Source organism: Pseudomonas sp. IT-P74 (genome assembly GCF_949768175.1).
Taxonomy (GTDB): Bacteria; Pseudomonadota; Gammaproteobacteria; order Pseudomonadales; family Pseudomonadaceae; genus Aquipseudomonas.
Genome location: NZ_CATKQD010000012.1, coordinates 41,682 through 67,990, shown reverse-complemented (window position 1 = coordinate 67,990; position 26,309 = coordinate 41,682). Strand labels below are relative to the sequence as shown.

24 protein-coding genes are annotated in these 26,309 nt (G+C 62.1%); 15 read left to right on the top strand and 9 right to left on the bottom strand.

The annotated features are described in order from the left end of the window. Positions 1-3: 3 nt before the first annotated feature. Positions 4-1,137, bottom strand: coding sequence for a bifunctional diaminohydroxyphosphoribosylaminopyrimidine deaminase/5-amino-6-(5-phosphoribosylamino)uracil reductase RibD (gene ribD / locus ACM6J5_RS11810; RefSeq protein WP_414928556.1), 1,134 nt, complete (start codon positions 1,135-1,137; stop codon positions 4-6). Continuing rightward, complete coding sequence (gene nrdR, locus ACM6J5_RS11805) at positions 1,134-1,598, bottom strand: transcriptional regulator NrdR (protein ID WP_003228656.1); 465 nt, start codon at positions 1,596-1,598, stop codon at positions 1,134-1,136. Before nrdR ends, ribD begins: the two co-directional genes overlap by 4 nt. Positions 1,599-1,725: 127 nt before the next feature. Between nrdR and ACM6J5_RS11800 the strand changes: the two genes are divergently transcribed. The 3 genes from ACM6J5_RS11800 (at position 1,726) to trxA (ending at position 3,912) form a co-directional block, all read left to right on the top strand. Beyond that, positions 1,726-2,190, top strand: coding sequence for a YbaY family lipoprotein (locus tag ACM6J5_RS11800; protein WP_095941939.1), 465 nt, complete (start codon positions 1,726-1,728; stop codon positions 2,188-2,190). Next, positions 2,187-2,840, top strand: coding sequence for a class I SAM-dependent methyltransferase (locus tag ACM6J5_RS11795; protein WP_095941938.1), 654 nt, complete (start codon positions 2,187-2,189; stop codon positions 2,838-2,840). The genes ACM6J5_RS11800 and ACM6J5_RS11795 overlap by 4 nt, the downstream gene beginning before the upstream one ends. Before the next feature lie 199 nt (positions 2,841-3,039). Then, complete coding sequence (gene trxA, locus ACM6J5_RS11790) at positions 3,040-3,912, top strand: thioredoxin (protein ID WP_008053844.1); 873 nt, start codon at positions 3,040-3,042, stop codon at positions 3,910-3,912. A 104-nt stretch (positions 3,913-4,016) separates the two neighbouring features. Here trxA and ACM6J5_RS11785 read toward each other — a convergent pair whose 3' ends face one another. Then, entirely contained in the window at positions 4,017-4,355 is a 339-nt protein-coding gene (locus ACM6J5_RS11785; protein ID WP_095941937.1) for a hypothetical protein, read from the bottom strand. Between the two features lie 135 nt (positions 4,356-4,490). Here ACM6J5_RS11785 and ACM6J5_RS11780 point away from each other — a divergent pair, with 135 nt between their 5' ends. The 5 genes from ACM6J5_RS11780 (at position 4,491) to ACM6J5_RS11760 (ending at position 8,637) form a co-directional block, all read left to right on the top strand. Next, positions 4,491-5,081: a DUF2796 domain-containing protein gene (locus ACM6J5_RS11780; protein ID WP_414928555.1), complete on the top strand. Its 591-nt coding sequence runs from the start codon at positions 4,491-4,493 to the stop codon at positions 5,079-5,081. A gap of 129 nt (positions 5,082-5,210) precedes the next feature. Next, positions 5,211-5,921, top strand: coding sequence for an ABC transporter ATP-binding protein (locus ACM6J5_RS11775; protein WP_057713120.1), 711 nt, complete (start codon positions 5,211-5,213; stop codon positions 5,919-5,921). A gap of 1 nt (position 5,922) precedes the next feature. Next, positions 5,923-7,188: an ABC transporter permease gene (locus ACM6J5_RS11770; protein ID WP_095941935.1), complete on the top strand. Its 1,266-nt coding sequence runs from the start codon at positions 5,923-5,925 to the stop codon at positions 7,186-7,188. 11 nt (positions 7,189-7,199) lie between these two features. Further along, entirely contained in the window at positions 7,200-7,718 is a 519-nt protein-coding gene (locus tag ACM6J5_RS11765) for a DUF3299 domain-containing protein (RefSeq protein WP_095941934.1), read from the top strand. 220 nt (positions 7,719-7,938) lie between these two features. Further along, complete coding sequence (locus tag ACM6J5_RS11760; protein WP_095941933.1) at positions 7,939-8,637, top strand: OmpW/AlkL family protein; 699 nt, start codon at positions 7,939-7,941, stop codon at positions 8,635-8,637. A gap of 183 nt (positions 8,638-8,820) precedes the next feature. Here the strand turns inward: ACM6J5_RS11760 and ACM6J5_RS11755 are convergent, their stop codons facing one another. Beyond that, entirely contained in the window at positions 8,821-9,750 is a 930-nt protein-coding gene (locus tag ACM6J5_RS11755; protein ID WP_150673788.1) for an NAD-dependent epimerase/dehydratase family protein, read from the bottom strand. Further along, positions 9,743-10,627 (bottom strand): sugar nucleotide-binding protein, encoded by an 885-nt coding sequence (locus ACM6J5_RS11750; RefSeq protein ID WP_095941931.1) that lies wholly within the window; start codon positions 10,625-10,627, stop codon positions 9,743-9,745. Before ACM6J5_RS11750 ends, ACM6J5_RS11755 begins: the two co-directional genes overlap by 8 nt. 306 nt (positions 10,628-10,933) lie before the next feature. Between ACM6J5_RS11750 and ACM6J5_RS11745 the strand changes: the two genes are divergently transcribed. Beyond that, entirely contained in the window at positions 10,934-15,241 is a 4,308-nt protein-coding gene (locus ACM6J5_RS11745) for a DEAD/DEAH box helicase (RefSeq protein WP_414928554.1), read from the top strand. Positions 15,242-15,359: 118 nt separating this feature from the next. Here ACM6J5_RS11745 and ACM6J5_RS11740 read toward each other — a convergent pair whose 3' ends face one another. Then, positions 15,360-17,489, bottom strand: a complete 2,130-nt coding sequence (locus tag ACM6J5_RS11740) for a mechanosensitive ion channel family protein (protein WP_095941929.1) — start codon at positions 17,487-17,489, stop codon at positions 15,360-15,362. Positions 17,490-17,735: 246 nt separating this feature from the next. Between ACM6J5_RS11740 and ACM6J5_RS11735 the strand changes: the two genes are divergently transcribed. From ACM6J5_RS11735 to ACM6J5_RS11720, 4 genes are read left to right on the top strand one after another with little or no spacing between them, the layout of a single operon-like run. After that, positions 17,736-18,662, top strand: coding sequence for a DUF72 domain-containing protein (locus ACM6J5_RS11735; RefSeq protein WP_095941928.1), 927 nt, complete (start codon positions 17,736-17,738; stop codon positions 18,660-18,662). Then, a complete protein-coding gene (locus ACM6J5_RS11730) occupies positions 18,659-19,456 on the top strand; it encodes an endonuclease/exonuclease/phosphatase family protein (protein WP_414928553.1) in 798 nt (265 codons plus the stop codon). Before ACM6J5_RS11735 ends, ACM6J5_RS11730 begins: the two co-directional genes overlap by 4 nt. Then, on the top strand, positions 19,453-20,745 hold the full coding sequence (gene clsB, locus ACM6J5_RS11725) for a cardiolipin synthase ClsB (RefSeq protein ID WP_095941926.1): 1,293 nt from the start codon (positions 19,453-19,455) through the stop codon (positions 20,743-20,745). The genes ACM6J5_RS11730 and clsB overlap by 4 nt, the downstream gene beginning before the upstream one ends. Then, complete coding sequence (locus ACM6J5_RS11720) at positions 20,732-21,718, top strand: lysylphosphatidylglycerol synthase domain-containing protein (protein ID WP_095941925.1); 987 nt, start codon at positions 20,732-20,734, stop codon at positions 21,716-21,718. The genes clsB and ACM6J5_RS11720 overlap by 14 nt, the downstream gene beginning before the upstream one ends. Before the next feature lie 132 nt (positions 21,719-21,850). Here the strand turns inward: ACM6J5_RS11720 and ACM6J5_RS11715 are convergent, their stop codons facing one another. The 3 genes from ACM6J5_RS11715 to ACM6J5_RS11705 all read right to left on the bottom strand — a co-directional run bounded on the left by ACM6J5_RS11715 (position 21,851) and on the right by ACM6J5_RS11705 (position 24,914). After that, positions 21,851-22,609, bottom strand: a complete 759-nt coding sequence (locus ACM6J5_RS11715) for an alpha/beta hydrolase family protein (protein WP_095946324.1) — start codon at positions 22,607-22,609, stop codon at positions 21,851-21,853. Further along, a complete protein-coding gene (locus ACM6J5_RS11710) occupies positions 22,599-23,708 on the bottom strand; it encodes a DUF3182 family protein (protein ID WP_095946323.1) in 1,110 nt (369 codons plus the stop codon). Before ACM6J5_RS11710 ends, ACM6J5_RS11715 begins: the two co-directional genes overlap by 11 nt. 213 nt (positions 23,709-23,921) lie before the next feature. Beyond that, the gene (locus ACM6J5_RS11705) at positions 23,922-24,914 is read right to left on the bottom strand and encodes a GlxA family transcriptional regulator (protein WP_414928552.1); all 993 of its coding nucleotides are present in this window, start codon (positions 24,912-24,914) and stop codon (positions 23,922-23,924) included. A gap of 101 nt (positions 24,915-25,015) precedes the next feature. Here ACM6J5_RS11705 and ACM6J5_RS11700 point away from each other — a divergent pair, with 101 nt between their 5' ends. Both ACM6J5_RS11700 and ACM6J5_RS11695 read left to right on the top strand, forming a co-directional pair. Next, positions 25,016-25,576 (top strand): cysteine hydrolase family protein, encoded by a 561-nt coding sequence (locus ACM6J5_RS11700; protein WP_095946321.1) that lies wholly within the window; start codon positions 25,016-25,018, stop codon positions 25,574-25,576. A 221-nt stretch (positions 25,577-25,797) separates the two neighbouring features. Beyond that, a complete protein-coding gene (locus tag ACM6J5_RS11695) occupies positions 25,798-26,298 on the top strand; it encodes a YkgB family protein (protein WP_095946320.1) in 501 nt (166 codons plus the stop codon). Positions 26,299-26,309: the final 11 nt, after the last annotated feature.

Sequence of the window (26,309 nt, the reverse complement as noted above, 5' to 3'; positions counted from 1 at the left end):
AAATTATACGCCTGCTGCTGGCAAAGGAATGGCGATGACTCGCCAGTCATCGCCGATCGCACGAATTTCGATGATTTTAAGCTCGGGCGCATCCTTCATTTGCGCGAGCGGCCAGTCCAGCAGCGGCCGCGCCGAGGAACCCAAAAACTTGCCGGCAATGAAGATGTGGAACTCATCCACCAGACCGAGTTGGGCAAAGGCACCCGTCAGACGCGGGCCGGCCTCGACCAAAACCTCGTTGACGCCACGGACGGCGAGTTCAACCAGCAGCTGACGCAGATCGACCTGGCCATCGTAGCCCGGCACGATCAGGCATTCCGGACCGTTGGCGTATTGCTCTTCCACCGCCACGCAGGTGGCGACCAGCGCCGGGCCAGCCTTGAAGAACGGTGCATCCAGCGGTACCCGCAGGCGACCGTCAACCAGCACCCGCAGCGGCGGACGGCTCATGGCCAAGGCCGTTTGCTCTGCATCCAGCCCCAGCTCATCGGCGCGCACGGTCAACCGCGCGTTGTCCGCCAGCACTGTGTCGGCACCGGTCAATACCACACTGGCTTGCGCGCGCAGACGCTGAACGGCCGAGCGCGCCGCTGTACCTGTGATCCACTGGCTTTCGCCGCTTTCCATCGCCGTGCGCCCGTCCAGGCTCATGGCCAACTTGACCCGCACGAACGGCAAACCGTGCTCCATGCGTTTCAGAAAGCCCTGATTGAGCTTGCGCGCCTCGCCTTCCAGCACGCCGCTTTCGGTGGCGATGCCGGCTTGGGCCAAGCGTTGCAGACCGCGACCGGCGACTTCCGGGTTCGGGTCCTGCATCGCTGCGACCACGCGGGTCACACCGGCATTGACCAGTGCATCGGCGCAAGGTGGTGTGCGGCCGTGGTGGCTGCAAGGTTCAAGCGTCACATAAGCGGTGGCGCCACGAGCCTGCTCGCCGGCCGCGCGCAGGGCGTGGACTTCAGCGTGGGGCTCGCCGGCGCGCTCGTGCCAGCCTTCACCGACAATCTGCCCGCCCTGCACAATCACGCAACCGACCCGCGGATTGGGGTGCGTCGTGTAATGCCCCTTGCGCGCCAGTTCCAGGGCGCGGGCCATGAAATGAGCATCGAGGATGGCTTGTTCTGCGGGCGTGGTCATTCTTTCACCGGTTCACGGGCCAGGCGATCGATCTCTTCGCGGAACTCGTTGAGGTCCTGGAAGCGGCGATATACCGAAGCGAAGCGGATGTAGGCGACTTCGTCGAGCTTCTGCAGCTCGGCCATCACCAGTTCGCCGACCACGAGGGATTTGACCTCGCGTTCGCCGGTGGCGCGCAGCTTGTGTTTGATATGCACCAGCGACGACTCGAGGCGCTCGACACTCACCGGGCGCTTCTCCAGCGCTCGCTGCATGCCGGCGCGGAGTTTTTCTTCGTCGAACGGCTGGCGACTGCCGTCGGTTTTGATCAGGCGCGGCAACACCAGTTCAGCCGTCTCGAACGTCGTGAAGCGCTCGCCGCAGGCCAGGCATTCACGCCGGCGGCGCACCTGTTCGCCCTCGGCGACCAGACGCGAGTCGATGACCTTGGTGTCGTTGGCACCGCAGAAGGGACAGTGCATGGTGGCAGGCAACAAAAAAAGGGAGGGCCATGGTAGCGCATCCCCGTGGCAAGACAAGCCATAGGCTTTGCGGTATACAGACGGGATGATCACTTGATCCATGGAATTCAGGTTTACGGAGCCACCAATGTCGTTACGTCCACTCATTTTGCTCAGTGTTTTCAGCCTGCTGGTGGCTTGCGGCAGCGATGCTCCCAAGCCTCAGCCGCCAACGCCTGGCCCGGCGCCACAGCAAGCGCAGAAGAAAGCCCGCGAGGCTGCTGAACTCGGCCCGCTACCCGCCCATCAACGCGAACTGAGCGGCACCTTGCAAGGCGTTCCAGCCGGCGCTGAAGTCGAACTGGCGCTGCTGGTGATCGACGATAAGGACCGCCCGCAACAATTGCTCGCCAGTTCCAGCCTGATCGGCAACAACCAGGTGCTGGCGTTTCACCTGCGCTTCAATCCGCAATCCTTCCCGACCGGGGCCCGCGTTGAACTGCGAGGCCGTGCCAGTCAGTCCGGGCAGTTGATCCTGCACTTGCCGTCGCAGTTGATTACCCAGCCGACCACCCAGGCCCTGGGCCAACTGCAATTCGTCAAAGCCCCATGAGTGCACCGCTCGACCTGCAACGGGCCTTGGCTGAATTGCTCGGTGATGCGCAACTGGTGGCCTGCCCGCTGCCGGAAACCGACTTGCAGCTGTGGCTGATCGACGGCGACAACATGGACCGCGCCTTCAGCCCGGAAGAAACCCGGCGCATCCTGCATGAGCCGCCGTACTGGAGTTTCTGCTGGGCCAGCGGCCTGGCCGTGGCCCGTTATCTGGCCGCAAACCCGCATTGGGTCAAAGGTAAGCGGGTGCTGGATTTCGGTGCCGGTTCCGGGGTGGCGGGGATTGCCGCGGCCAAGGCCGGCGCGCTGGAGGTGCTGGCCTGCGACCTCGACCCGCTGGCGATTGCCGCGTGTCGGGCCAATGCCGAGCTCAATGACGTACAGCTCAATTACTCCACTGATTTTTTCGCCGAGGCCGATCGCTTCGATCTGATCCTGGTGGCGGATGTACTGTACGACCGGGCCAACCTGCCGCTGCTCGACCAGTTCCTCAGCCGCGGCCGAGAGGCACTGGTGGCGGATTCCCGAGTACGGGATTTTCGCCATCCGTTGTACCGGCGCATAGAGATGTTGGAGGCCATGACCCTGCCGGATCTGGCCGAGCCCCACGAGTTTCGGCATGTGAGCCTCTACCACGCACAACGCTAGATAAAAGCATCGCGAGCAGGCTCGCTCCTACAGTGGTTAGTGTGAACCACAAGTCTTGTGGCCGACTTCAATCCCTGTGGGAGCGAGCTTGCTCGCGATGACGTCTTGTCAGACGAAACATCTCTAACGGCCACCCCGCTTCCGGCGCGCCCCCACCAAGCCGTATAGTTGCCCCATTCACGCTTTTACGAGATTGCCCATGAGTCAGGAAACGCCGTACATCTTCGACGCCACGACTGCCGATTTCGACCAGTCGGTGATCGAGAACTCTTTCCACAAGCCGGTGCTGGTGGATTTCTGGGCCGAATGGTGCGCGCCCTGCAAAGTCCTGATGCCAATGTTGCAGAGCATTGCCGAGAGCTATCAGGGTGAATTGCTGTTGGCCAAGGTCAATTGCGACCTAGAACAAGACATCGTCGCCCGCTTCGGCATTCGCAGCCTGCCGACCGTGGTGCTGTTCAAGGACGGCCAGCCGGTAGACGGCTTTGCCGGTGCCCAGCCGGAATCCGCTGTGCGCGCCCTGCTCGAACCCCATGTGCAGATGCCGCCACCGGCCGCCGCCGACCCGTTCGAACAGGCCCAGGCGCTGTTCGATGACAGCCGCTTTGCCGATGCCGAAGCGCTGCTCAAAGTGATCCTGGGTGAAGACAACACCAACGCCAAGGCACTGATCCTCTACGCCCGCTGCTTGACCGAGCGCGGTGAACTGGGTGAAGCGCAAGCCGTGCTGGATGCGGTCAAGAGTGACGAGCACAAGGCCGCGCTGGCCGGCGCCAAGGCACAGATCAAGTTTCTCGGTTTGGCCAAGGACTTGCCGGATGCCGCCGACCTGAAAGCCCGACTGGCGAAAGACCCGCTGGACGATGAGGCGGTCTATCAACTGGCGATCCAGCAACTGGCCCGTCAGCAATACGACGCCGCGCTGGATGCATTGCTCAAGCTGTTCACCCGTAACCGCAGCTACAGCGAAGGCTTGCCGCACAAGACCTTGCTGCAGGTGTTCGAGTTGCTGGGCAATGATCATCCGCTGGTGAGCACCTACCGCCGCAAGTTGTTTGCGGCACTGTACTGATCACGCCCTTGTAGGAGCGAGCTTGCTCGCGATGGACGCCAACGATAACGATGGCTAGCTGTGTAACCGCGGCGCTTTGGCATCTCTCGCGAGCAAGCTCGCTCCTACAACCAGCTATAGATCGGTGTATCCCCGCCGCTCACCACCTTCACCTCGGGACTATGGCGCAAACGCACCAGCAGGCGCTTGCCCGCCGCCGCACTGCCGGTCAGGCCTTCGAGTTGATCGAGCAGGTCCGGCCCGCTGAGCTGCCCGGCCTTGCGCAGCAGATCCCTGGCGATCTGCCACAGCGCATCATCCTGATTCAGCGGTTTTGCCGCCGGCACGTTGGCCGGGGACTTTTCCACCTGCAACTGCGCCCCCAGTCGCGCCCAGTCCGCGTCGTCCATCTCCAGGGTCAGATCCACCGGCCAGTCGCCGATGCTTCCGCGAATTCGCAACATAGCTCTGCTCCCGCACATTTCTTCCCGACATGCTCCCATGGGACTTGTGCAACGCCAAGCAGGCAGTCAAACTCTCCACACTTACGTTATAAGATTACATAACATTTTCTTCATTTTACTTTTCGGAGACTCGCCATGCGTCGTCTGCTTCTCGCCCTGCCGTTTGCCATGTTGCCATTGGCTGTCGCCCATGCCGCCGACGAACACGATCATGAGCATGGCAGCCTGGATGCCCATGAACATGGCGTGGGACGCCTCAATGCGGCGCTGGACGGCAAGACCCTGGAGCTGGAGCTGGAAAGCCCGGCCATGAATCTGGTGGGTTTCGAGCACGTCGCCACCAGCGACGCAGACAAAGCCAAAGTCGCCGCCGCCCGCGCTCTGCTCGAGCAACCACTGGCCTTGTTCAACCTGCCGAAAGCCGCCGGTTGCGTGGTGGAGAACCAGGAACTGGAAAGCCCGCTGTTCGGCGACAAGCCCGATGCCGACGATGATCACGATGAAGACGCCAAAGACGAAGACGGCCACGAACATCACGATGATCACAGCGAAATCCACGCCCGCTATCAGTTCACCTGCGCCACGCCGGCGGCACTGAAGTCGCTGGACCTGGCGAATATTTTCACCCGCTTCCCGGCCACCCAGAAAATTCAGGTACAACTGATCGGCCCGAGCGGGCAGCAAGGGGTTGATGTGACGGCCAAGGCTGCCGCCCTGAAATTCTGAATCCACCGATGATCCCCTGTAGGAGCGAGCCTGCTCGCGAAGGAGTGTCAGATACATTGGTATCGACTGATACACCATCGCGAGCAGGCTCGCTCCCACAGGGTTCACCACCAACCAGACCGGTTTCACATGACCCAAGCACTCATCGAACTGTCCGACCTGGGCTTCAGTTGGCCCGGTCACCCGCCGCTGCTGGACATCCCGGCGTTTCGCCTGGAGCGCGGGGAAACCCTGTTCCTCAAAGGCCCCAGCGGCAGCGGCAAAACCACACTGCTCGGCCTGCTCGGCGGCGTGCAAAAGCCTGATCGCGGCAGCATCCGCCTGCTCGGCCAGGAACTGACGCAACTCTCGGCCGGTGCCCGCGACCACTTCCGCGTCGATCACACCGGCTACATCTTTCAGCAGTTCAACCTGCTGCCGTTTCTGTCGGTGCGTGAAAACGTCGAACTGCCCTGCCACTTCTCGAAACTGCGCGCCGAACGGGCGAAACAACGCCACGGCAGCGTCGACAAAGCCGCCGCCACGCTGCTCGCCCACCTGGGTTTGAAGGATGAAAACATCCTCGGTCGCCGCGCCGACTCGCTGTCCATCGGCCAGCAGCAACGGGTCGCCGCCGCCCGCGCGCTGATCGGTCAACCGGAACTGGTGATTGCCGACGAGCCGACCTCGGCCCTCGATTACGACGCCCGCGAGAACTTCATTCGCCTGCTGTTCGCCGAGTGCCGCGAAGCCGGGTCGAGCCTGTTGTTCGTCAGCCACGACCAGAGCCTGGCGCCGCTGTTCGACCACAACCTGTCGCTGGCCGAACTCAATCGCGCCGCTACCCCGTCCGAGGTCTGAGATGTATCTGTTTCGTCTAGCCATCGCCAGCCTGGCTAACCGCCGCTTCACCGCGATCCTCACCGCATTCGCCATTGCCCTGTCGGTGTGCCTGTTGCTGGCAGTGGAGCGCGTGCGCACCGAAGCCAAGGCCAGTTTCGCCAGCACCATCAGCGGCACCGACCTGATCGTCGGTGCCCGCTCAGGCTCGGTGAATCTGTTGCTGTACTCGGTGTTCCGCATCGGCAACGCCACCAACAACATCCGCTGGGACAGCTTCGAACACTTCGCCAGCAACCCGAAAGTGAAGTGGGCGATCCCGATGTCCCTTGGTGACTCCCATCGCGGTTACCGGGTGATGGGCACCACCGAAGCCTACTTCGAGCACTACCAGTACGGCCGCCAGCAACACCTGCAATTGAGCGATGGCCGCGCCTTCGAAACCGACCCGTTCGAAGTGGTGCTCGGTGCCGAAGTGGCCGATGCACTGCACTACAAACTCGGCGACAAACTGGTGCTGGCCCACGGCGTGGCGGCGATCAGCCTGGTCAAGCATGACGACAAACCGTTCACCGTGGTCGGCATTCTCAAGCGCACCGGCACGCCGGTGGACCGCACGCTGCACATCAGCCTCGGTGGCATGGAAGCGATTCACATCGACTGGCACAACGGCGTGCCGGCCCGGGGTGAGGGGCGCATCACCGCCGACCAGGCGCGCAACATGGACCTCACGCCGCAAGCGATCACCGCGTTCATGCTCGGCCTCAACAACAAGATTTCGACCTTTGCCCTGCAACGGGAAATCAACGAATTCCGTGGCGAGCCGATGTTGGCGATCCTGCCGGGCGTGGCGTTGCAAGAGCTGTGGAGTCTGATGGGCACCGCGGAAAAAGCGCTGTTCGTGGTCTCGCTGTTTGTGGTGCTGACCGGGTTGATCGGCATGCTCACGGCGATTCTTACCAGCCTCAACGAGCGCCGCCGGGAAATGGCGATCCTGCGCTCGGTGGGCGCGCGCCCCTGGCACATCGCGACGCTGTTGGTACTCGAAGCCTTTGCCCTGGCGCTGTCGGGCGTGATCGCCGGCGTGGCGTTGCTGTATGTGTGCATCGCCGCGGCCCAGGCCTATGTGCAAGCCAACTACGGCCTGTTCCTGCCGCTGTCCTGGCCGACCGAGTATGAATGGACGCTGCTCGGTGGCATCCTGATCGCCGCGCTGCTGATGGGCAGTGTGCCGGCCTGGCGCGCCTATCGCCAATCCCTGGCCGATGGCCTGTCGATCCGTTTATGAGGACATTGAAAATGCCCCGCGCTGTATTTGCGCTATTGATGCTGGTCGCCCTGCCCCTGTGGGCGGCACAGCCAAAAGACCTGACCTGGTCGGAGATGATCCCGCCCGACGCCCCGAAAGAAGTGCCGAACATGACGCCGCTGCACGATCTGTCGCAGATGAGCAGCACGCTCTCGGCAGAGTCGGCACCAGCAGCCAGGCAGGACCTGCCCAACGCACCGGTGGTCAAGGCCCTCGATGGCCAGAACATTCGCCTGCCAGGCTACATCGTGCCGCTGGAAGTGAGCGAGGAAGGCCGCACCACGGAGTTTCTGCTGGTGCCGTATTTCGGCGCCTGCATCCATGTGCCGCCACCGCCGTCGAACCAGATCGTGCACGTCAAGAGCGAAGTCGGCGTGAAACTCGACGAGTTGTATCAGCCTTACTGGATCGAAGGCGCGTTGCAGGTCAAGGCGTCCACCAGCGAGTTGGCGGATGCCGGGTATCAGATGGAGGCGGACAAGATTTACCTGTATGAATTGCCGGAGTGAGTCCGGTGGTCATGCGTTGCTTGATAGTCAGTATCGCGAGCAGGCTCGCTCCTACAGATGATCGCGTCCCCTTGTAGGAGCGAGCTTGCTCGCGATGAGGCCATCAAAAACACCAAAAAAATCACTCCCTTCCCACTTTCATTGAGCTGCATCAAAAGACCGGATAGTTAGCCGGCTTACCATTGGACATCGAACACTTTTAACGTCCTTTGGAGCCCCCATGAACAAGTCCATGCTCAGCGCTTCGCTGGTTGCCCTCGCGCTCGCAGCCCCGCTCGCCCATGCCTTTGAGGCCGGCGACATTCTCCTTCGCGCCGGTGCAATCACCGTCAACCCGCAAGCCGACAGCTCCAGCGTCAAGGTCGATCAAGGCCCGCTCGCAGGTGCCGACCTGGGTGGCAAGGCGACACTGAGCAGCGACACGCAACTGGGCTTGAACTTCGCCTACATGCTCACCAACCACCTGGGTATCGAGTTGCTGGCAGCCACACCGTTCGAGCATGACGTGAAACTCAAGGGCACGGCCCTGAGCGCGGCCAACGGCAAACTCGGCACCCTCAAGCACCTGCCGCCGACCTTGAGCCTGGTGTACTACCCGCTGGATCCGAAGTCGGCCTTCCAGCCGTACGTCGGCGGTGGCATCAACTACACCTATATCTACGACGAACACGTTGGCAGCCAGGCGCAGTCCGCCGGTTTCAGCAACTTCAAGGCGGAAAACTCCTGGGGCCTGGCGTGGCAGGTCGGTGCTGACTACATGTTGACCGACAACATCATGATCAACGCCCAGGTGCGCTACATCGACATCGATACCCGCGCCACCGTCGAGAACAACTCGATTGCCCCAGGTACCCGGGCACGTGTGGACGTCGATGTAGACCCGTTCATCTACATGGTGGGCCTGGGTTACAAGTTCTAAAGAACGTTCACGTGGTGGTGAATGAGGCTTGGTGGCGAACAGACTAAATACTGACGGCGACTGCTTTGTAGTCGAACGGGGGAAGCCCCCTCGCCACAGGGAATCTACCTGCATCAGGTAAATTCCGGCCGTGAAAAAGGCGCCTGTAAAAAGGCGCCTTTTTCATGTCCGCATGGAAGCGATCTATCGCCCCAGCAACCGCGCCAGCCCCACGCGCATCGATGTCTGCTCCGTGGTACTGAAGCGCTCCAACAGGCGCCGGTTATTCGCCCGGGAATGACGAATGTCACCGGAGCGCGCCGGGCCGTAGCTCACCGGTGGCAACTTGCCGACCACGGCTTCGAGCGCTTCGAGCATTTGCTTAAGGGTCGTCGCCTGGTTCCAGCCAACGTTGACCGCACCGACTTCGACCTGGGGCATTTCGATGGCCTGCACCAGCAAGTCGACCAGGTCTTCGACGTAGACAAAATCCCGGGTCTGCTCGCCATCGCCAAACACCGTGATCGGCAAGCCCTTGAGTGCGCGCTCGCTGAAAATGCTGATCACCCCGGAGTACGGCGAGGACGGATCCTGGCGCGGGCCGAAGATGTTGAAGAAGCGGAAAATCACCGGTTCCAGACCATGCTGGCGGCGATAAAAGTCGAAGTAATGCTCGCTGGCCAGCTTGTCCACCGCGTAAGGCGTCAGGGGCGCCTTGGGCGTGTCCTCGTCGATCGACTCACCTTCGCCATTGTTGCCATACACCGCCGCACTGGAGGCAAACAGCACGCGTTTGACCCCGGCCTGGCGCATGGCTTCGCAGACGTTCAGCGTGCCGATGAAGTTGCTCTGGTGTGTGCGCACCGGATCGTCCACCGAGGCCTGCACCGAAGCCACGGCGGCCAGATGCGCCACGGCGCTGCATCCGGACATCGCCCGGGCAACCAAAGCCGCATCGGCCACGTCGCCGACGATCAGTTCGACCCTGGGATTGTCCAGCGGCAGATTGCTGCGCTTGCCGGTGGACAGATCATCGAGAATCCGCACCGCATGGCCCTTGGCAAGCAGCGCGTCGGTCAGGTGCGAACCAATGAAACCGGCACCACCGGTGATCAAAACGGGGCCGTCAGCCATGGCGATAGAACCTGTCCAGTAGACCGGGAAGCGCCGCACGCCAGGCGCGCGGTTTGATCCCGAAGGTGTGCAGAATTTTCTTGCAGGCCAAGACCGCGTGTTGCGGTTCTTCGGCGGCATCCGGACGCGCGGCGTGAGCCTGGGCGGTCGGGGCTTCGATGGCCAGCGGATGCAGGCTGCGGGCTTCGGTCAGAATCGCCTGCCCCAGCGCCAGCGGCGTGGTCGCCTCATGCCCGGCGTAGTGGTAGGTGCCCCACAGCGGCGCGGCGCAATCGAGTTGTTTGAGCACAGAAATGATCACACGGGCGGCATCGTCGACCGGCGTCGGATTGCCGCGCCGGTCGTCGGCCATCAGCAATTCTTCAGGTTGTTCGGCACGGGCGAGGAAGCGGCCAAGGGTGCCATCCGGGCTGTCGTCCAGCAGCCAGCCGAAACGCAACAGCACGTGTTGCGGGCAGGTGGCGCGAACGCTTTGTTCGATTCGCCACAACGCCTGACCGCGCAGGCCCAAAGGCACCGGTTCGTCTTTTTCGCTGTAGGCGGTGGCACGGGAGCCGTCGAACACGCGATAGCTGGAAGGTTGCAGCAGCACGATGTTGTGGTGCTGGCACAGTTCCGCCAGACGCTCGATCGCACGCTCCTGGCTGGCCAGACGCTGTTCGCTCACCGCCTCGGCCTGAAACCAGTCGAAGTAATAGGCAAGGTTGATCAATGCATCGGGACGGGTGTCGTCGAGCAGTTGTGTCAGGCTCGCGGCATCCCAGCCGTCTTCGGGCGGGCGGGGGGCGAGGAAGCCGATGTCTTCCTCCGCACCGAGGCGAATCAGCGCCTGCCCAAGGGCATTTCCGCCGCCCAGTAACATAAGGCGCATTCGCATAGAGTCAGCAGGCCCAGTCTGATTGAAACAATGGCTTTATCGACATCGCCCCCAGGCGATGTCGTTGGTAATTGCCGGAATCGTTGCATTTTGCGGGTTTAGTGCGCAACCGTCACCCGTAAAGTGTAGATGCCCTGGATTTGTGGTGCTGTCTCTGGCCTCTTCGCGAGCAGGCTCGCTCCCACAAAGGATTTGTGTTCACCACCCCTCTGTGGGAGCGAGCCTGCTCGCGAAGAGGCCCTGAAGACCAGCGAAGGTCTTGAGCGGTACTTGCAACTTCCCGTTCCCACCCGCATAAATTGCTGCATGAACCTGCCCATCCCCGCAGACAGTGCCCTGAGCGGCTTCCACCCTGCCGTCAGCGCCTGGTTCAGCCACACGTTCCCGGCGGTCACCGCCGCCCAGGCCCGGGCGTGGCCGTTGATCCGCCAGCGCCGCTCGACCCTGGTCGCCGCGCCCACCGGTTCCGGCAAGACCCTCACCGCCTTTCTCGCTGTCATCGACGACCTGGTGCATCGCGGCCTGGAAAGCCCGGAAGGCTTGCCCGACGCCACCCTGGTGGTCTACGTCTCGCCGCTCAAGGCGCTGTCCAACGACATCCGGATCAACCTGCAAAACCCGCTGGCCGGCATTACCGAGCAATTGCGCATGATGGGCCTGCCCGAACTGCAGATCAGCACCGCCGTGCGCACCGGCGATACACCGCAAAAAGACCGATCAGCAATGCGCAAAACGGCGCCGCACATTCTGGTGACCACGCCGGAATCCCTGTATGTGCTGCTCGGCTCCGATTCCGGCAGGCAGATGCTCGGCACCGTACAAACGGTGATCGTCGACGAGATCCACGCCATGGCCGCCAGCAAACGCGGCAGCCACCTGGCACTGAGCCTTGAACGCCTGCAAGCCCTCTGCCCGGAGCCGCTGCTGCGCATCGGTCTGTCGGCCACGCAAAAGCCCATCGAAGCCGTCTCGCGCTTCCTGGTCGGTCGCGACCGTCCGTGCGAGATCGTCGACATCGGCCACGCCCGCCCCCGCGACCTGGACATCGAAGTGCCGCCCGTGCCGCTATCGGCCGTGATGGCCAACGATGTCTGGGAACGGGTGTACGACCGCCTCGCTGCCTTGGCCCGGGAACACCGGACCACACTGATTTTCGTCAACACCCGGCGCCTGGCCGAACGCCTGAGCCGGCACCTGAGCGAGCGTCTGGGCAAGGATGCCGTGGCGGCCCACCATGGCAGCCTGGCCAAGGAATTTCGCCTGGATGCCGAGCAGCGACTCAAGCGCGGCGACCTGCAAGTGCTGATCGCCACGGCGTCGCTGGAGCTGGGGATCGACATCGGCGACGTCGACCTGGTGTGCCAGATCGCCTCGCCTCGCTCGATTGCCGGGTTTCTGCAACGGGTCGGCCGTTCCGGGCACCAGGTCGGCGGCACGCCCAAGGGGCGTTTGTTCGCCACCACCCGCGACGACCTGATTGAATGCGCCGCGCTGCTCGACTGCGTGCGCCGGGGCGAACTCGATACCTTGCTGATCCCGCAAGCGCCGCTGGACGTGCTGGCGCAGCAGATCATCGCCGAGGTCAGTTGTCAGGAATGGCCGGAGCAAGCGCTGCTGGAGATGCTGCGCCGCGCCTCGCCCTACGCCGCACTCGACGACAAACACTACCTGGCGCTGCTGCACATGCTCGCCGAGGGTTACAACGGCCGTCAGGGCATCCGCAGCGCCTACCTGCACCGCGACGCCGTGAGCCGCACCCTGCGCGGTCGCCGGGGCGCGAAACTGACGGCGGTGACCAGTGGCGGGACCATTCCGGACAACGCCGACTACAGCGTGCTGCTGGAGCCTCAAGGACTGAACATCGGCACCATCAACGAAGACTTCGCGGTGGAAAGCATTGCCGGGGATATCTTCCAGCTGGGCAACACGTCCTATCGGATCCTGAGGGTGGAAACCGGCAAGGTCCGGGTCGAGGACGCCCAGGGCCAGCCGCCGACCATTCCGTTCTGGCTCGGTGAAGCACCGGGGCGCAGCGCCGAGTTGTCCGCGGCAGTGGCGCGCTTGCAGGCACAACTCGACGACCTGCTGGGTGCCGCACCGGGCAACTTGCAGCCAGCGCTCGACTGGCTGACCGAAACCCTGGGCCTGAACCTCGCCAGCGCCGAACAACTGGTGGATTACCTGGCCCGCGCGCGGCAAACGCTGGGCGCCCTGCCATCGCAAGACACGCTGCTGATGGAGCGTTTTTTTGACGAGTCCGGCGGCACCCAACTGGTCATTCACACGCCGTTCGGCAGCCGCATCAACCGCGCCTGGGGCCTGGCCCTGCGCAAGCGTTTCTGCCGCACCTTCAACTTCGAATTGCAGGCTGCCGCCAGCGAAGACGCCATCGTGCTGTCGCTGTCCACCAGCCACAGTTTTGAACTGGACGACGTCTGGCGTTACCTGCACAGCAACAGTGCCGAACACATACTGATCCAGGCCGTGCTCGACGCGCCGCTGTTCGGTGTACGCTGGCGCTGGAATGCCGGTGTGGCCCTGGCCCTGCCGCGCTACAGCGGCGGGCGCAAAGTCCCGCCGCAGATCCAGCGGATGAAAAGCGAAGACCTGATCGCCAGCGTGTTTCCCGATCAGATCGCCTGCGTGGAAAACCTCGCCGGCGAACGGGAGATTCCCGACCATCCACTGGTAGAGCAAACCCTCGACGATTGCCTGCACGACGCCATGGACACTGAAGGCTGGCTGGCCTTGTTGCGGCGCATGGAACACGGTGACATTCGCCTGATCAGCCGCGACTTGCCGGCGCCTTCGCCGCTGGCGGCGGAGATTCTCAGCGCCCGCCCCTACACCTTTCTCGACGATGCGCCACTGGAGGAACGCCGCACTCAAGCCGTACTCAACCGCCGCTGGAGCGACCCGCAATCCACCGACGATCTCGGTGCCCTGGATACCGAGGCGATTGCCGCCGTGCGCGACGAAGCCTGGCCAGCGCCCTCCGGTGGCGATGAAATGCACGAGGCCTTGATGAGCCTGGCGTGCATCTCCGATGCCGAAGCCGGCGCCAATCCGCAGTGGCTCGACTGGCTCACGACCCTGGCCGACAGCGGACGCGCGGGCCGTTTGCAGATCAACGCCGGGCAATCGTTGTGGCTGGCACTGGAGCGCTTGACCTGCCTGCGGGCGATTTATCCACAGGCCGAATTGATACCATCGCTGCAAGCGCTGCCGGACTTCGACGAGGTCTGGGATCCCGAAGAGGCCATCCTCGAACTGATCCGCGCGCGGCTCAGCGCCTTCGGGCCGCTGGCGCTCGATCGTATTGCCGAACCGCTCGGCTTGCCCGCTGCACAGATCAACCAGGCCCTGGCGCAACTGGAACGCGAAGGCTACGTGCTACGCGGCCGCTTCACCCCGGGCACCAGCCGGGAAGAATGGTGCGAGCGGCATTTGCTGGCGCGGATTCACCGCTATACGGTCAAGCGCCTGCGCCGGGAAATCGAACCGGTGGCGTTGCAGGATTTCATGCGATTCCTGTTCGACTGGCAGCATGTCTCGAGCGCAAGCCAGGGTCAGGGCGCGGCGGTTTTGCCGGCCGTCATTGCGCAATTCGAAGGCTACCCCGCTGCCGCTTCAGCCTGGGACAGCAACATCCTGCCGGCGCGGATAAAGGACTACTCGGCGACCTGGCTGGATGAGTTGTGCCGCAGCGGCAGACTGGTGTGGACGCGCCTGACTGCGCACAGCAAAAGCGCCAGCACCGCCCTGCGCAGCACGCCGATCGTTTTGCTGCCGCGCAACCGGGTCGGCCTCTGGAGCGGCTTGACCGAACAGACGCCAGTCAGCGAACTCTCGCCGAAAACACAAAAGGTCCACGCGGCCCTCGTCCAGCATGGCGCGCTGTTTTTCGATGAGCTGATCCATGAGGCCCATTTGCTGCGTTCGGAGCTGGAAATCGCCCTGCAGGAACTGGTGGGCGCGGGGTTGGTGAACGCCGACAGCTTCGCCGGGTTGCGCGCACTGATCACCCCGGCCAGCAAGCGCCAGCCGCGCAACAGCCGGCGTGGGCGCGGGGCATTCATCGGTGGCATGGACGACGCCGGGCGCTGGGCTTTGTTGCGACGCGTGCCTGCCGAGCCGGTGGTGCAAAACCAACGGACGCCTGCCGAAACCCTTGAACACATCGCCATGACCTTGCTGCGCCGCTACGGCGTGGTGTTCTGGCGCTTGCTGGAACGTGAAGCGGACTGGCTGCCGAGCTGGCGTGAACTGCTGCGTACGTTCCATCGCCTGGAGGCACGCGGCGAGATACGCGGTGGGCGCTTTGTCAGCGGCCTGGCGGGCGAGCAATTCGCCCTGCCCGAGGCGATTCCATTACTGCGCGAGGTGCGGCGTCGGCCCCATGACGGCAGCCTGGTCGCGGTGTGCGGGGTCGATCCGCTGAACCTCGCCGGCACGCTGTTGCCCGGAGCGAAAGTCCCGGCACTGGCGAGCAATCGGCTGGTGTATCGCGATGGATTGCCGGTGGCTGCCGAGATTGCTGGCAAGCAGCAGTTCTGGGGGGAGCTGGATCAGCAGATGAGTGCTGAAGTGCGCAGCAAACTGATCCGGTATTGAGGGTGTTTTATCGGGCTTCATCGCGAGCAGGGCTCACTCCTACAATTGATCTGTGTCGTTCACAAATCCCCCTGTAGGAGCGAGCCTGCTCGCGATGAGGCCAGAGCAGCCAAAAAAACTATTGAGACCGTGGCCGATCCGGCATCAGCACCGCCGAGTGATCCGGCTCATGCCCCGCCTCGGGTAGCGGCTCGACCGGATGCCTCGGAACCAGCGCCTGCTGTGGATAAGTCTGCGCGAAGTTCACCCACGGGCAGTTATCCACAAGCTTTTTCAAACGCTGGTTGAAGGCCCGGCTCACCGCGTATTGACCACCGGACACCGTGCGAAATTGCGCGGTCAGCACCACACCGTTGAGGTCCATCCTGTCGACGCCAAACACATCCAGCGGCCCTTGCAGGTTGTAGCGCAGGAAGGGATCGTTGCTGATGGAATGCCCGGCCTCGCGGATCAGTTCGATGGCCTTGTCGACATCGGTATCGTAGGTAAATTGCACCGAGAAAAACGCATAGGCGAATTGCCGCGATTGGTTGGTCACGGCCTTGATCTGCCCGAACGGCACCGAGTGCACGAATCCCTTGCCGTCGCGCAGGCGCAAGGTGCGGATGGTCAGGCCTTCGACGGTGCCTGCGTGACCGGAATCGAGCACCACCCAGTCACCGATGGACAGGGTGTCTTCGATGATGATGAACAGCCCGGTAATCACGTCCTGCACCAGTTGCTGGGAACCGAAACCGATCGCCAGGCCGATGACCCCGGCACCGGCCAGGAACGGCGCGACGTTGATCCCCAGGTTGGCCATGGTGGTGATCGCGCAAATCACCACCAGGATGATTTTGATCGCGTTGCGCAACAGCGGCAGGATGGTTTTCACCCGCGTACTCGGCTGGCGCGCCGAGCGCTTGTTGGTCGGTGGCTTCAGTGCTTCCTGAATCGCCGTGTCGAGCACCACCCAGACCATCCAGGTCACCAGCAGGATCAGACCGATATGGCTCAGAGAATCACTGATCGCCCGGCCCACGGCATTGCTCACCGCGAATTCGAACAGCGACACGCCCCAGATCCGCCCGAGGATATCGATGAACACGATGGCCATGCCGATGCGCAACAAAGCATGGGACAGGTTGAGAAAACGCTCTTTGTAAGCGCCGCTGCGGCGCAGGTCCGCTTCGCTGCGGGCCTTGAACAAATGATGCAGCGTGGTGCTGAGAAACACCGTGGCAATCAGCAACACCGTGGTGAACAAGGCGCTGCGCAGCACTCTCTGATTGTCCACCCCTGCGCCGATCAGGTTGATGATCGAAACCAGTACCATCAACAGAATCGGCCAATACCAGAGCCCGGAAAATATCCGCAGGGTTTCACGCAACGCCGGCTGCCTGAGGCGCTGGGCCAGCGGCAAAATACGGATCACATGGGCGACCGGGCGGCGCATGCGGATCACCAGCAAACCGAAGGACATCGACGCTGCCAACCCGGTGAACACAGCGATGCTGCCGGTGAGATTGTTGCCCAGTTGATGGGCGATCTGCGGACTGGTCAGGGCATCGCTCAATGCCACCAGAAAGCCGATAGCGAACAAGGGGCGGGGACTCTTGTCGCGAATGATCTGCACCGCCCGCCGCTTGTGCCCGGCATTGAACACCACTACCAGCGACAGCACCAATGACCCGGCAAATATCCCCGCGCTGGCGGCATAAGCCAGACACAGCGCCAGCGCCCGTCCCGCCGATATCGGCAAAAACTGGCTGGCATAAATCGTCAACGGCAGACTGATCACCGCCGCAAGGGTGTAGGGCAGCACATAACCGAGCAACGCCTGGCCCCGTTCACGACTGAGCAGCAGACGATGCTCGCACAGGCGCCTGGCGGCCATCCGCCCGAGCAGCCAAAGACAGGCAAACACCACCGTCCACACGCAGGTCAGCAACAGGAAATCGCCGGCGACGCTCCAGGGCGAACGGGCCGAAGGCTGATTGACCAACTGATCCACTTCATCGACCGCGAGGCCGGCACGCAGACGCCAGACGTCGACGAGGTTTTCGTTGAGATCGAGTTTGGTCTGGACCTCGTCAATGCTTGTACTGATGGCCCCCAGTAACCCGCCTTGCACCAGCGGTTCGGGGTGTGCCGGAGGCGTCGCGGCGGTCGCGGTGGCGGGCAGCCCCGGTATCGCGGCGGCTTCCAGTTGCTCGCTGCCCACAAACAGCAACGCTCCCAGCAGTATCGCGGTCTTGAGCCTGATCAAAGCACCCGCTCCTTTGGCTGTGTCTGTATGGAACTGATCGAGAAATGCCGGGCAAGTTCGGATATGGCCCCCTCGGCACAGACTAGCACTCGTACTCGTGATATTTGCCTTGGGCGCAAATATCAAATGCCCCATCCAGTATTTTTCTGAATGACCGAGGGTCGGGGGACCGTCCGTAGCGCCATCGAAACTTTCGCCGCAGCCTCGTAGTCATCTCAAGACAGGGGCTGTAAGACCGGAGGCGACATGGCGGCGATTCATATCGGTATTTCAGGCTGGCGCTATACGCCCTGGCGGGGAGACTTCTACCCCAGGGGCCTGACCCAAAGGCGCGAATTGCAGTTCGCCTCGCGGGCGGTCAACAGCATCGAAATCAATGGATCGTTCTACGCGCTGCAACGGCCCGAACGTTATGCCCAGTGGTATGGCGAAACCCCGCTCGACTTCGTCTTCAGCGTCAAGGCCCCGCGCTTCATTACCCATATCAAGCGGCTGCGGGACATCCACAAGCCGCTGGCGAATTTTTTTGCGTCCGGAGTGTTGGAGTTGAAAGAAAAACTCGGGCCGATCCTCTGGCAGTTTCCGCCCAGCTTCAAATTCGACGTCGAGTTGTTCGAAAACTTCCTCGACCAACTGCCCCGCAATACCGAACAGGCCGCCGCCCTCGCCCGCCAGCACGACTCCCACGTCACCGGCCATGCGAGTCTGAAGGCTTACAAAAAGAAGCCCTTGCGCCATGCCGTGGAAATCCGTCATGACAGTTTTGTCGATCCGCTGTTTGTCCGCATGCTCAAGCGCTACAACACGGCCCTGGTCATCGCCGACACGGCAGGTAAATGGCCGTACCGCGAAGACATCACCAGCGATTTCGTCTACCTGCGCCTGCATGGTGCCGAAGCGCTTTATGCCAGCGGTTACACCCCACAGGCACTAAAACACTGGGGCGAACGAATCGAGGCCTGGCATCACGGCCAACAACCGGATGATCCACAATTGATTGCGCCCCGGCAGAGGCCAAAGGCGTGCAAATCCCGGGAGGTGTTCTGCTATTTCGATAACGACATCAAAGTCCGTGCCCCCTTTGATGCACGCCATTTGTTGCAACGCCTGCACCTCGACAAAAACCTCGCCACCATCCCCGGTGAGCCTGCCGCCGAGGGCGTGTTGCCATGAGTATTCCCGAGCCGGTCGGCGTCACGGACGAGCAGACACCCATCAGCACGACAGTACGCAGCTTCACCGTGCTGACGGTCAACACCCATAAAGGTTTCACCGCGCTCAACCGCCGTTTCATCCTGCCGGAACTGCGTGAAGCGGTGCGCAGCGTATCTGCCGATGTGGTGTTTTTGCAGGAAGTCCACGGCACCCACGAGCAGCATCCCAGGCGCTACACCAACTGGCCGGCGATGCCGCAATACGAGTTCCTCGCCGACAGCCTGTGGCCGCAGTTCGCCTATGGCCGCAATGCGGTGTATCCGGCGGGCGATCACGGTAATGCGCTGTTGTCGAAGTTCCAGATCATCCGCCACGACAACCTCGACGTGTCCTTCAGCGGCCACGAGAATCGCGGTCTCTTGCATTGCGTGCTGCGCTTGCCCGGCGACGGCCAGGAAGTGCATGCCATTTGCGTACACCTGGGGTTGCTCGAAACCCATCGCACCGTGCAACTGAAGCTGCTCGCCCAGCGCCTGGACGCCCTGCCCGGCGATGCCCCGGTGATTGTCGCCGGGGACTTCAACGATTGGCGCCTGCGCGCCGATGCAATGCTCACGCCCAGCGGTTTGCGCGAAGTCTTCGCCGCGCACCATGGCAAACCGGCGCGCAGTTTCCCCGCGCGCTGGCCGGCATTGCGCCTGGACCGCATCTATGTACGCAACCTCAAGGCCAGCCATCCGCAAGTGCTGACCTCCCGGCCCTGGTCGCACCTTTCCGACCACGTCCCGCTGTCGGTGGAGATCGAGCTATGAGCAGCCACTCGATGGAAAAAAACACGCTGGAGCACATCCCCGCCCCGTCTTCCCTCGAGCCGACTGCGGTCGATGTCGAATACGGCTGGCAAGGCAGCAATCGGGTCGAGTTGCTGGAAAACGGTGAGGCGTATTTTCCCCGGGTGTTTGAAGCCCTGCGTCGGGCGCAAAGTGAAATCCTGCTGGAAACCTTCATTCTGTTCGAGGACAAGGTCGGCAATGAGCTGCAACAGATCCTGATCGAAGCCGCTCAACGCGGCGTGCGCACCACCGTCAGCCTCGACGGCTTTGGCTGCGGTGAACTGAGTACCGGGTTCCTCACCGCCCTGACCGTCGCCGGCGTGCACCTGCAAATGTTCGACCCGGCACCGAAACGCCTGGGCATCCGCACCAACTGGTTTCGGCGCCTGCATCGCAAGATTGTGGTGGTCGATGGCACCGTCGCGTTCGTCGGCGGGATCAACTTTTCCGCCGATCATCTGGCCGACTTCGGCCCCGAGGCCAAACAGGATTATTCCGTGGAAGTACAAGGTCCGGCCGTTGCCGATATCCATCACTTTGCCCTGCTGCAATGCGGGCGCCCGGCGCACGCCAGATACTGGTGGCACCGCCGTCGGCAGCGGCGTTCGGAACTGGCCTTCAGCGACCACGATGGCCAGGTGCGGCTGGTGTACCGCGACAACGGGGAACACCAGACCGACATCGAGGAAGTTTACCGCCAGGTATTGCGCCAGGCGCAGCGTCGGGTGGTAATCGCCAACGCCTACTTCTTTCCCGGCTTCCGCTTGCTGCGCGAGATCCGCAACGCGGCCCGCCGAGGCGTGGATGTGCGGCTGATCCTGCAGGGCCAGCCAGACATGCGGGTGGCCAGGCTTGCGGCGCGCATGACCTACGATTACTTGCTCAAGTCCGGTGTGAAGATCTACGAATATTGCGACCGCCCGCTGCACGGCAAGGTCGCATTGGTGGATGAGGACTGGAGCACCGTAGGCTCGAGCAACCTCGACCCGTTGAGCCTGTCGCTGAATCTGGAAGCCAACGTGCTGATCCGCGACCGTGGCTTCAATCGAGTTCTGTTCGATCGCCTGGAAGACCTCAGCGACAACCATTGCAAGGCCATGTCTCACGACATCGCGCCACGCGGGCGGGTCTGGCACATGACCATCGGTTTTCTGGTATTTCACTTCCTGCGGCATTTCCCGGCATGGGCCGGTTGGTTGCCGGCGCATAAACCACGCCTGAAACCCTTCCCCCCTCCGACCGGGAGCGCTGACCATGAACCGCGCTGAACCCAACACGACAACTCACGCCAAAAGCCCTGGCAAGTCGCATTGGAGCCGCTGGAAACGACCGCTGACGATGCTGTTTTTCCTGATGCTGATCGTGCTGTTCACAATGCTCGCCCAGCGCCTCGAATGGAGCGAAGTGTTCGAAAACCTGGCCGATTTCAAGGTGCGCACACTGATCATTGCGTCGGGGCTGACACTGGTGAGTTTTCTGGTGTACGCCTGCTTCGACCTGATCGGCCGCACCTACATCCGCCAGAACCTGACCTGGAAGCAGATCCTGCCGGTGGGGATCATCAGCTACGCCTTCAACCTGAACCTCAGCGCATGGGTCGGCGGCATCGCCATGCGTTACCGGTTGTATTCGCGGCTCGGGGTCAGCAAGAGCAACATCGCGAAAATCCTCGGCCTGAGCCTGGCGACCAATTGGTTCGGCTACATGGTGATTGCCGGTGCCGTGTTCAGCAGCGGGCTGGTGCGCATGCCGCCGGGCTGGAAGCTCAGCAGTAGTACGCTGCAAGGCGTGGGGGTTTTGTTATTGCTGCTGAGCGCCGGGTACCTGGCGGCGTGTCGGTTTGCCAAGCGTCGGGAGTGGGCAATTCGCGGAATGGAAATTGACTTGCCGTCGCTGCGCATGGCGGTGCTGCAACTGGCCCTCGGGGCTCTGAACTGGTCGCTGATGGCGGCGGTGATTTTCACCTTGCTGCCGAGCAAACTGGACTATCCGCTGGTATTGGGCGTGCTGTTGATCAGTGCCATCGCCGGGGTCATCACTCACATACCGGCCGGGCTCGGCGTGCTGGAAGCAGTGTTTGTGGCGCTGCTGCAACACGAGACTTCGCGGGGCAGCCTGGTGGCGGGACTGCTGGCCTATCGAGCGATTTATTTCATCCTGCCGCTGTTGATTACCGTGGTGATGTACCTGCTGGTGGAAGCCAAGGCCAAGGCGTTGCGGATAGAGAAAAAACCCAAGTGATTTTGTGCCGGTTGTGAAGACGCCTTCGCGAGCAAGCCCGCTCCCACAAGGTCTGTTGGTGGATGCAGATTCTATGTACACCCTCGATCCATGTGGGCTTGCCCGCGAAGGCGTCCACAAGCACACCGCAAATCACTCGGATTGAATAATGCTCAACCGCTCCCCCACCACCATCTCGGTAATCCAGCCAACGAGGATCGAGGTGTAGGCCTGCTGCGAAACCGGGTCGCTCAGCGCATGGTCGGCACCGTCGATAATGCGGTGAGTCAGCGAGTGCGTCTGCTGGCAGGCCGCGCGGTAACTCATGATCGTCGCGTGGGGCACGTATTCGTCGGTCTCGGACTGCACCAGAAGCACGTCCCCGGTGAATTGCGAGCAAGCATGCAGGGCACGATTGCTGTCGGCACGCACCAGGGTGCCTCGGTAATCACGCAGATCCAGTTTGTCCAGATCGCGTTTCGGCGTGTGCCATTGCTCGTCGCGATACAGCGCCGGTACCCGCAGCGCCAGCCAGCGAACGGGCCTGAGCGAGGTCAGAATCGAGGCCAGATACCCCCCGTAGCTGGTGCCGACCACGGCAATGGCCGAGGTATCGAGGGCCGGGTGTGCGAGCAAGCGGTCATAGGCTGCCAGCAAGTCGCGCAAATTGTCTTCCCGGGTCACCCGGGACAATGGTATGCCGGTGCCACCGGTATGCCCGCGCAGGTCGAAGGTCAGGCACACGCACCCCAACCCGGCGATACCTTTGGCGCGCTCCAGATCCCGCTCCTGGCTGCCGCCCCAACCGTGCACAAAGAGCACGCCGGGAACTTTCGATTTGGGACTCAGGAAGGTCCCGCTCATCTGTTCGTCGTCGATGTCGATCTGAATGGATTCGCTTCTAGCCGTCATAGGGTTTAACCGTCACGTACTTGAGGAGAAAGTCACCGGACTGCGCCGGCCCGCGGTACACCTCGATGGCGTCCGCCGGCAGCGGCTGATTGGTATAGGTTTCCACCGAAGACACACGAATAGCGCACACCCCCGGATCGTCGGTGAAACGCTGCAATGCCGCCACTTCGGCGCTGCTGGCACCGCCTATGCGCCAGGATTGTTCGAGCACGCCACTACGCGGCCGGCCGTCGCTGGCGATGCCTTGGGCGATATCGTAGTTGCGCCGCGAGGCATAAAAACCGGGGTAGGCTTCATCCGCCGCCCTGTCGAACACCTGTGCCTGATGGATCGCCAGGCGCACGTCTTCCGGCAGATCCAGTTTCAACAATTCGTCATAGCCGCCCGGCACCACCAGCAAGTTGGATCCGCCATACACCTGTTCACCCTGAGCGTCCTCGGTCAAGTATTGATCACCGCAGTAACTGAGTACCTTGTCGCCGATAAAACTCTGGCCGACGCTGTGGGTGACCACTTGGTCCAGGTCCTGTTCGAGTACCACGCCTTCGCCGAACGTAGCCTCAGCCTCTGACCTGGCAAGCAATTCATCGAACTCGTCGAGGCTTTTGATCACTTCCTGACCACGTCCGGCACAGGCATGAATCGGCTTCAGGCGGATCGGCCCGGTGTACAACAGATGCTCCGCCGCCGGGCGCGCATCCTTCAGGGAGAACACGCTGAGACCGTCGAGCACCACACTGCGCACCCGCTCGGAAAACAACGGCGCCCAGCCTGGCGGCGCATGGGCGTGGCGGTTGAGCAATCCGTGACTGATGGCTTTGGTGCAGATGAAGTCGTGGTCGACATAACCGCCCCACAAATCCTCCGGCCCCTTGACCCCCAGTTGCCGGGCTGCCGCAGTGCCCACCAGGGTCTGGGTCGGCAACAGGTAGAGGTCCTGCCCGTCATGCAACTGCGGGTCGTAGCTGCCGCCGTATTTAAGCCCCAGTATCTGCGCCAGCCAGCGGGCCAGTGCACGATTGGTTTCAACTTCGTGTACTGGCGCGTCGGCGAGCACCGAATGGGCGACCACCAGCTTCCTGCGGTTTGTTGGGGTCATGCATCCCCCTTCAATCGACGCTTGATGAATGTAGCTCAGAGGTGCAGAGATCAGGCCAAGCTAACCTGAGGGGAAAGGGTTTTCAAATCAGCCTGTTGCGCAGTAAGTGATGGCATGATGCCTGTTTTATTCTGCACGACGCCCTTTGATTTTCCGGCATTTTGCACGATTCCAGCCCACACAACCGACCCTGTGGGAATCGAGGTGATGCGACTAGCGTGCAACCGATCCAGGGCTCACCCCAAACCGCGTCCGATAATCACTCGGCGCCAACCCGGTGATTTTCTTGAACGTCGCACGAAACGCCCCAGGGTCCTGATAACCCACGGTCCAGGCGATGTGGTCGATGGTGCCGTTGGTGAATTCAAGCATTTCCCGGGCCTTGCCGACTCGCAGATGCTGGCAGTATTCCGTGGGTTTGAGCCCGCTGGCCGCGCGGAAGCGGCGCAGGAAGGTGCGTTCTTCCAGGCCTGCCTTTTCGGCCATCGCCGCTAGCGACACATCGGTCGCCCCGGTGCTTTGCAGCCAGTGTTGCACCTTGAGGATCGCCGCATCGCCGTGGCTGAGGATCGGCGCAAAATTGCTGCCGCACTCACTGGCGCTGTCGCTGTGTTCCACCACCAGAAAACGTGCGGTGTTGGTGGCGATGCTCGGCCCCAGCAGCCGGTTGACCAGGCGCAGACCCAGTTCTGACCAGGCCATCAGCCCGGCGGTGGTAATCAGGTCGCCGTCATCGACAATCGGCGTATCGGCCTTGAGCCTGATCGCCGGGTAACGTTCAGCGAAGGCTTTGGCCGAGGTCCAGTGGGTGGTGGCGCTGCGACCGTCGAGCAGACCGCTTTCGGCCAGCAGGATAGACCCCACGCAAACCCCGCCCAGCGTCGCGCCACTGGCATGTTGTTCGCGCAACCAACGGATCAATCCCTGTGGTGCCTGGCCTTCGGAAAAACCGGCAATCGACGGCGGAATCAACACGGCCACCAAGGCGCGCACCGGACCGGAATGACTATCGAAGATCCGAACCGGCGCCTGATCGCCTTCAACCTGCCAATGGCTGACCCGCAACAGCGGCAACTGTGCAGACTGATGTTCGGCGGCGATCCGATTGGCCACCCCGAACAAATCCGTCAAGCCATGCACCGCCGCCATCTGCGCGCCGGGATAGATCAGCACGCCGATTTCGGCGATTGCCCTTTCTGCGTCCATTGTCAGTTTTCCCCCTTCTATTGTCGGTGCGGCCAATCCCCGGATCGCCTGCCACAGCCAATACTTCATTCCACGCCAACACACACTTCGAGGAAACAGTCATGGCCAAGCAAGCGCTCATCGTAGTCGATATCCAGAACGACTACTTCCCCCAAGGCAAGTGGCCGCTGGTCGGTGCCGACGCCGCCGCAGACAACGCCGTCCGCCTGATCAAGGCCTTTCGCGATGCCGGTGATTCAGTGGTGCATATCCGCCACGAATTCACCTCCGAAGAGGCGCCGTTTTTCACCCCGAACTCTGAAGGCGCCAAGCTGCACCCGAAAGTGCTCAACCGTGCCGACGAACCGGTGGTACTCAAACACTTCGTCAACTCGTTCCGTGAAACCGAATTGAAATCGATCCTCGACGAACAAGGCATCAAGGAGCTGGTGGTCGTGGGCAGCATGAGCCACATGTGCGTCGACGGTATCACCCGGGCGGCGGCGGATTTTGGTTATACGGTCACCGTGATCCATGACGCCTGCGCCACCCGAGACCTGGAGTTCAATGGCGTGACGGTTCCGGCGGCGCAGGTTCATGCGGCGTTCATGGCGGCCCTGGCGTTTGCGTACGCCAGCGTGGTGTCGACCGACGAGTTCCTGACAGGCAGCCAGAAGGTGTAAACCCTATTCAGGACGAGACAGCAAATATGAAAAAGCCCATGGCCTCACACGTCATGGGCTTTTTATTGCCAGTGAGTCTGGACGATCTGCATCGAACGCAATACCGACAGAACCCTGGAAAGGCATGCCAAAGCCAACAATGTCTCTACTCCCAACGCATACGCGGGGGATGTTGCCTTCACCCATGCCACTTTCTGGATAACTCACTGGAAGCCTGAACAATGAACAGCATGAATATCAGCACTGACCGCCTGTCGAAAAAAACATCCCTCGGATTCACCACCATGGCGATCGGGACCTACGGCATTTACTTCGCCCTCGCCGTTATCTACTTCTGGTTCGGCGGAATGAAATTTACCCACTATGAAGCGGAGGGGCTAGTGCCACTGGTGAGCAACAGCCCCTTCCTGGGATGGGTCTATGACCTTTTCAGCGTCGATCTGTTTTCCAGTTTGCTCGGTGTCCTGGAGATTTCCATTGGTGTCCTGATTGCGGGCCGCCTGCTGTCGCCAAAGCTTTCATTGATCGGAGGCGCCTTGTCTGCCGGGCTGTTTTTCACCACCTTGAGCTTTATGTTCTCGACACCCGGCGTGATTGAGCCCGGCCTTGGTTTCCCGGCCATTACGGTCGCGCCTGGCCAGTTCCTGCTCAAGGACATCGGCTTGCTTGCCGCCTCCCTGTTCGTGGCCGGCCATTCGCTGACCAGACTGGAAACCCCTTGAGCTGCCAGCTT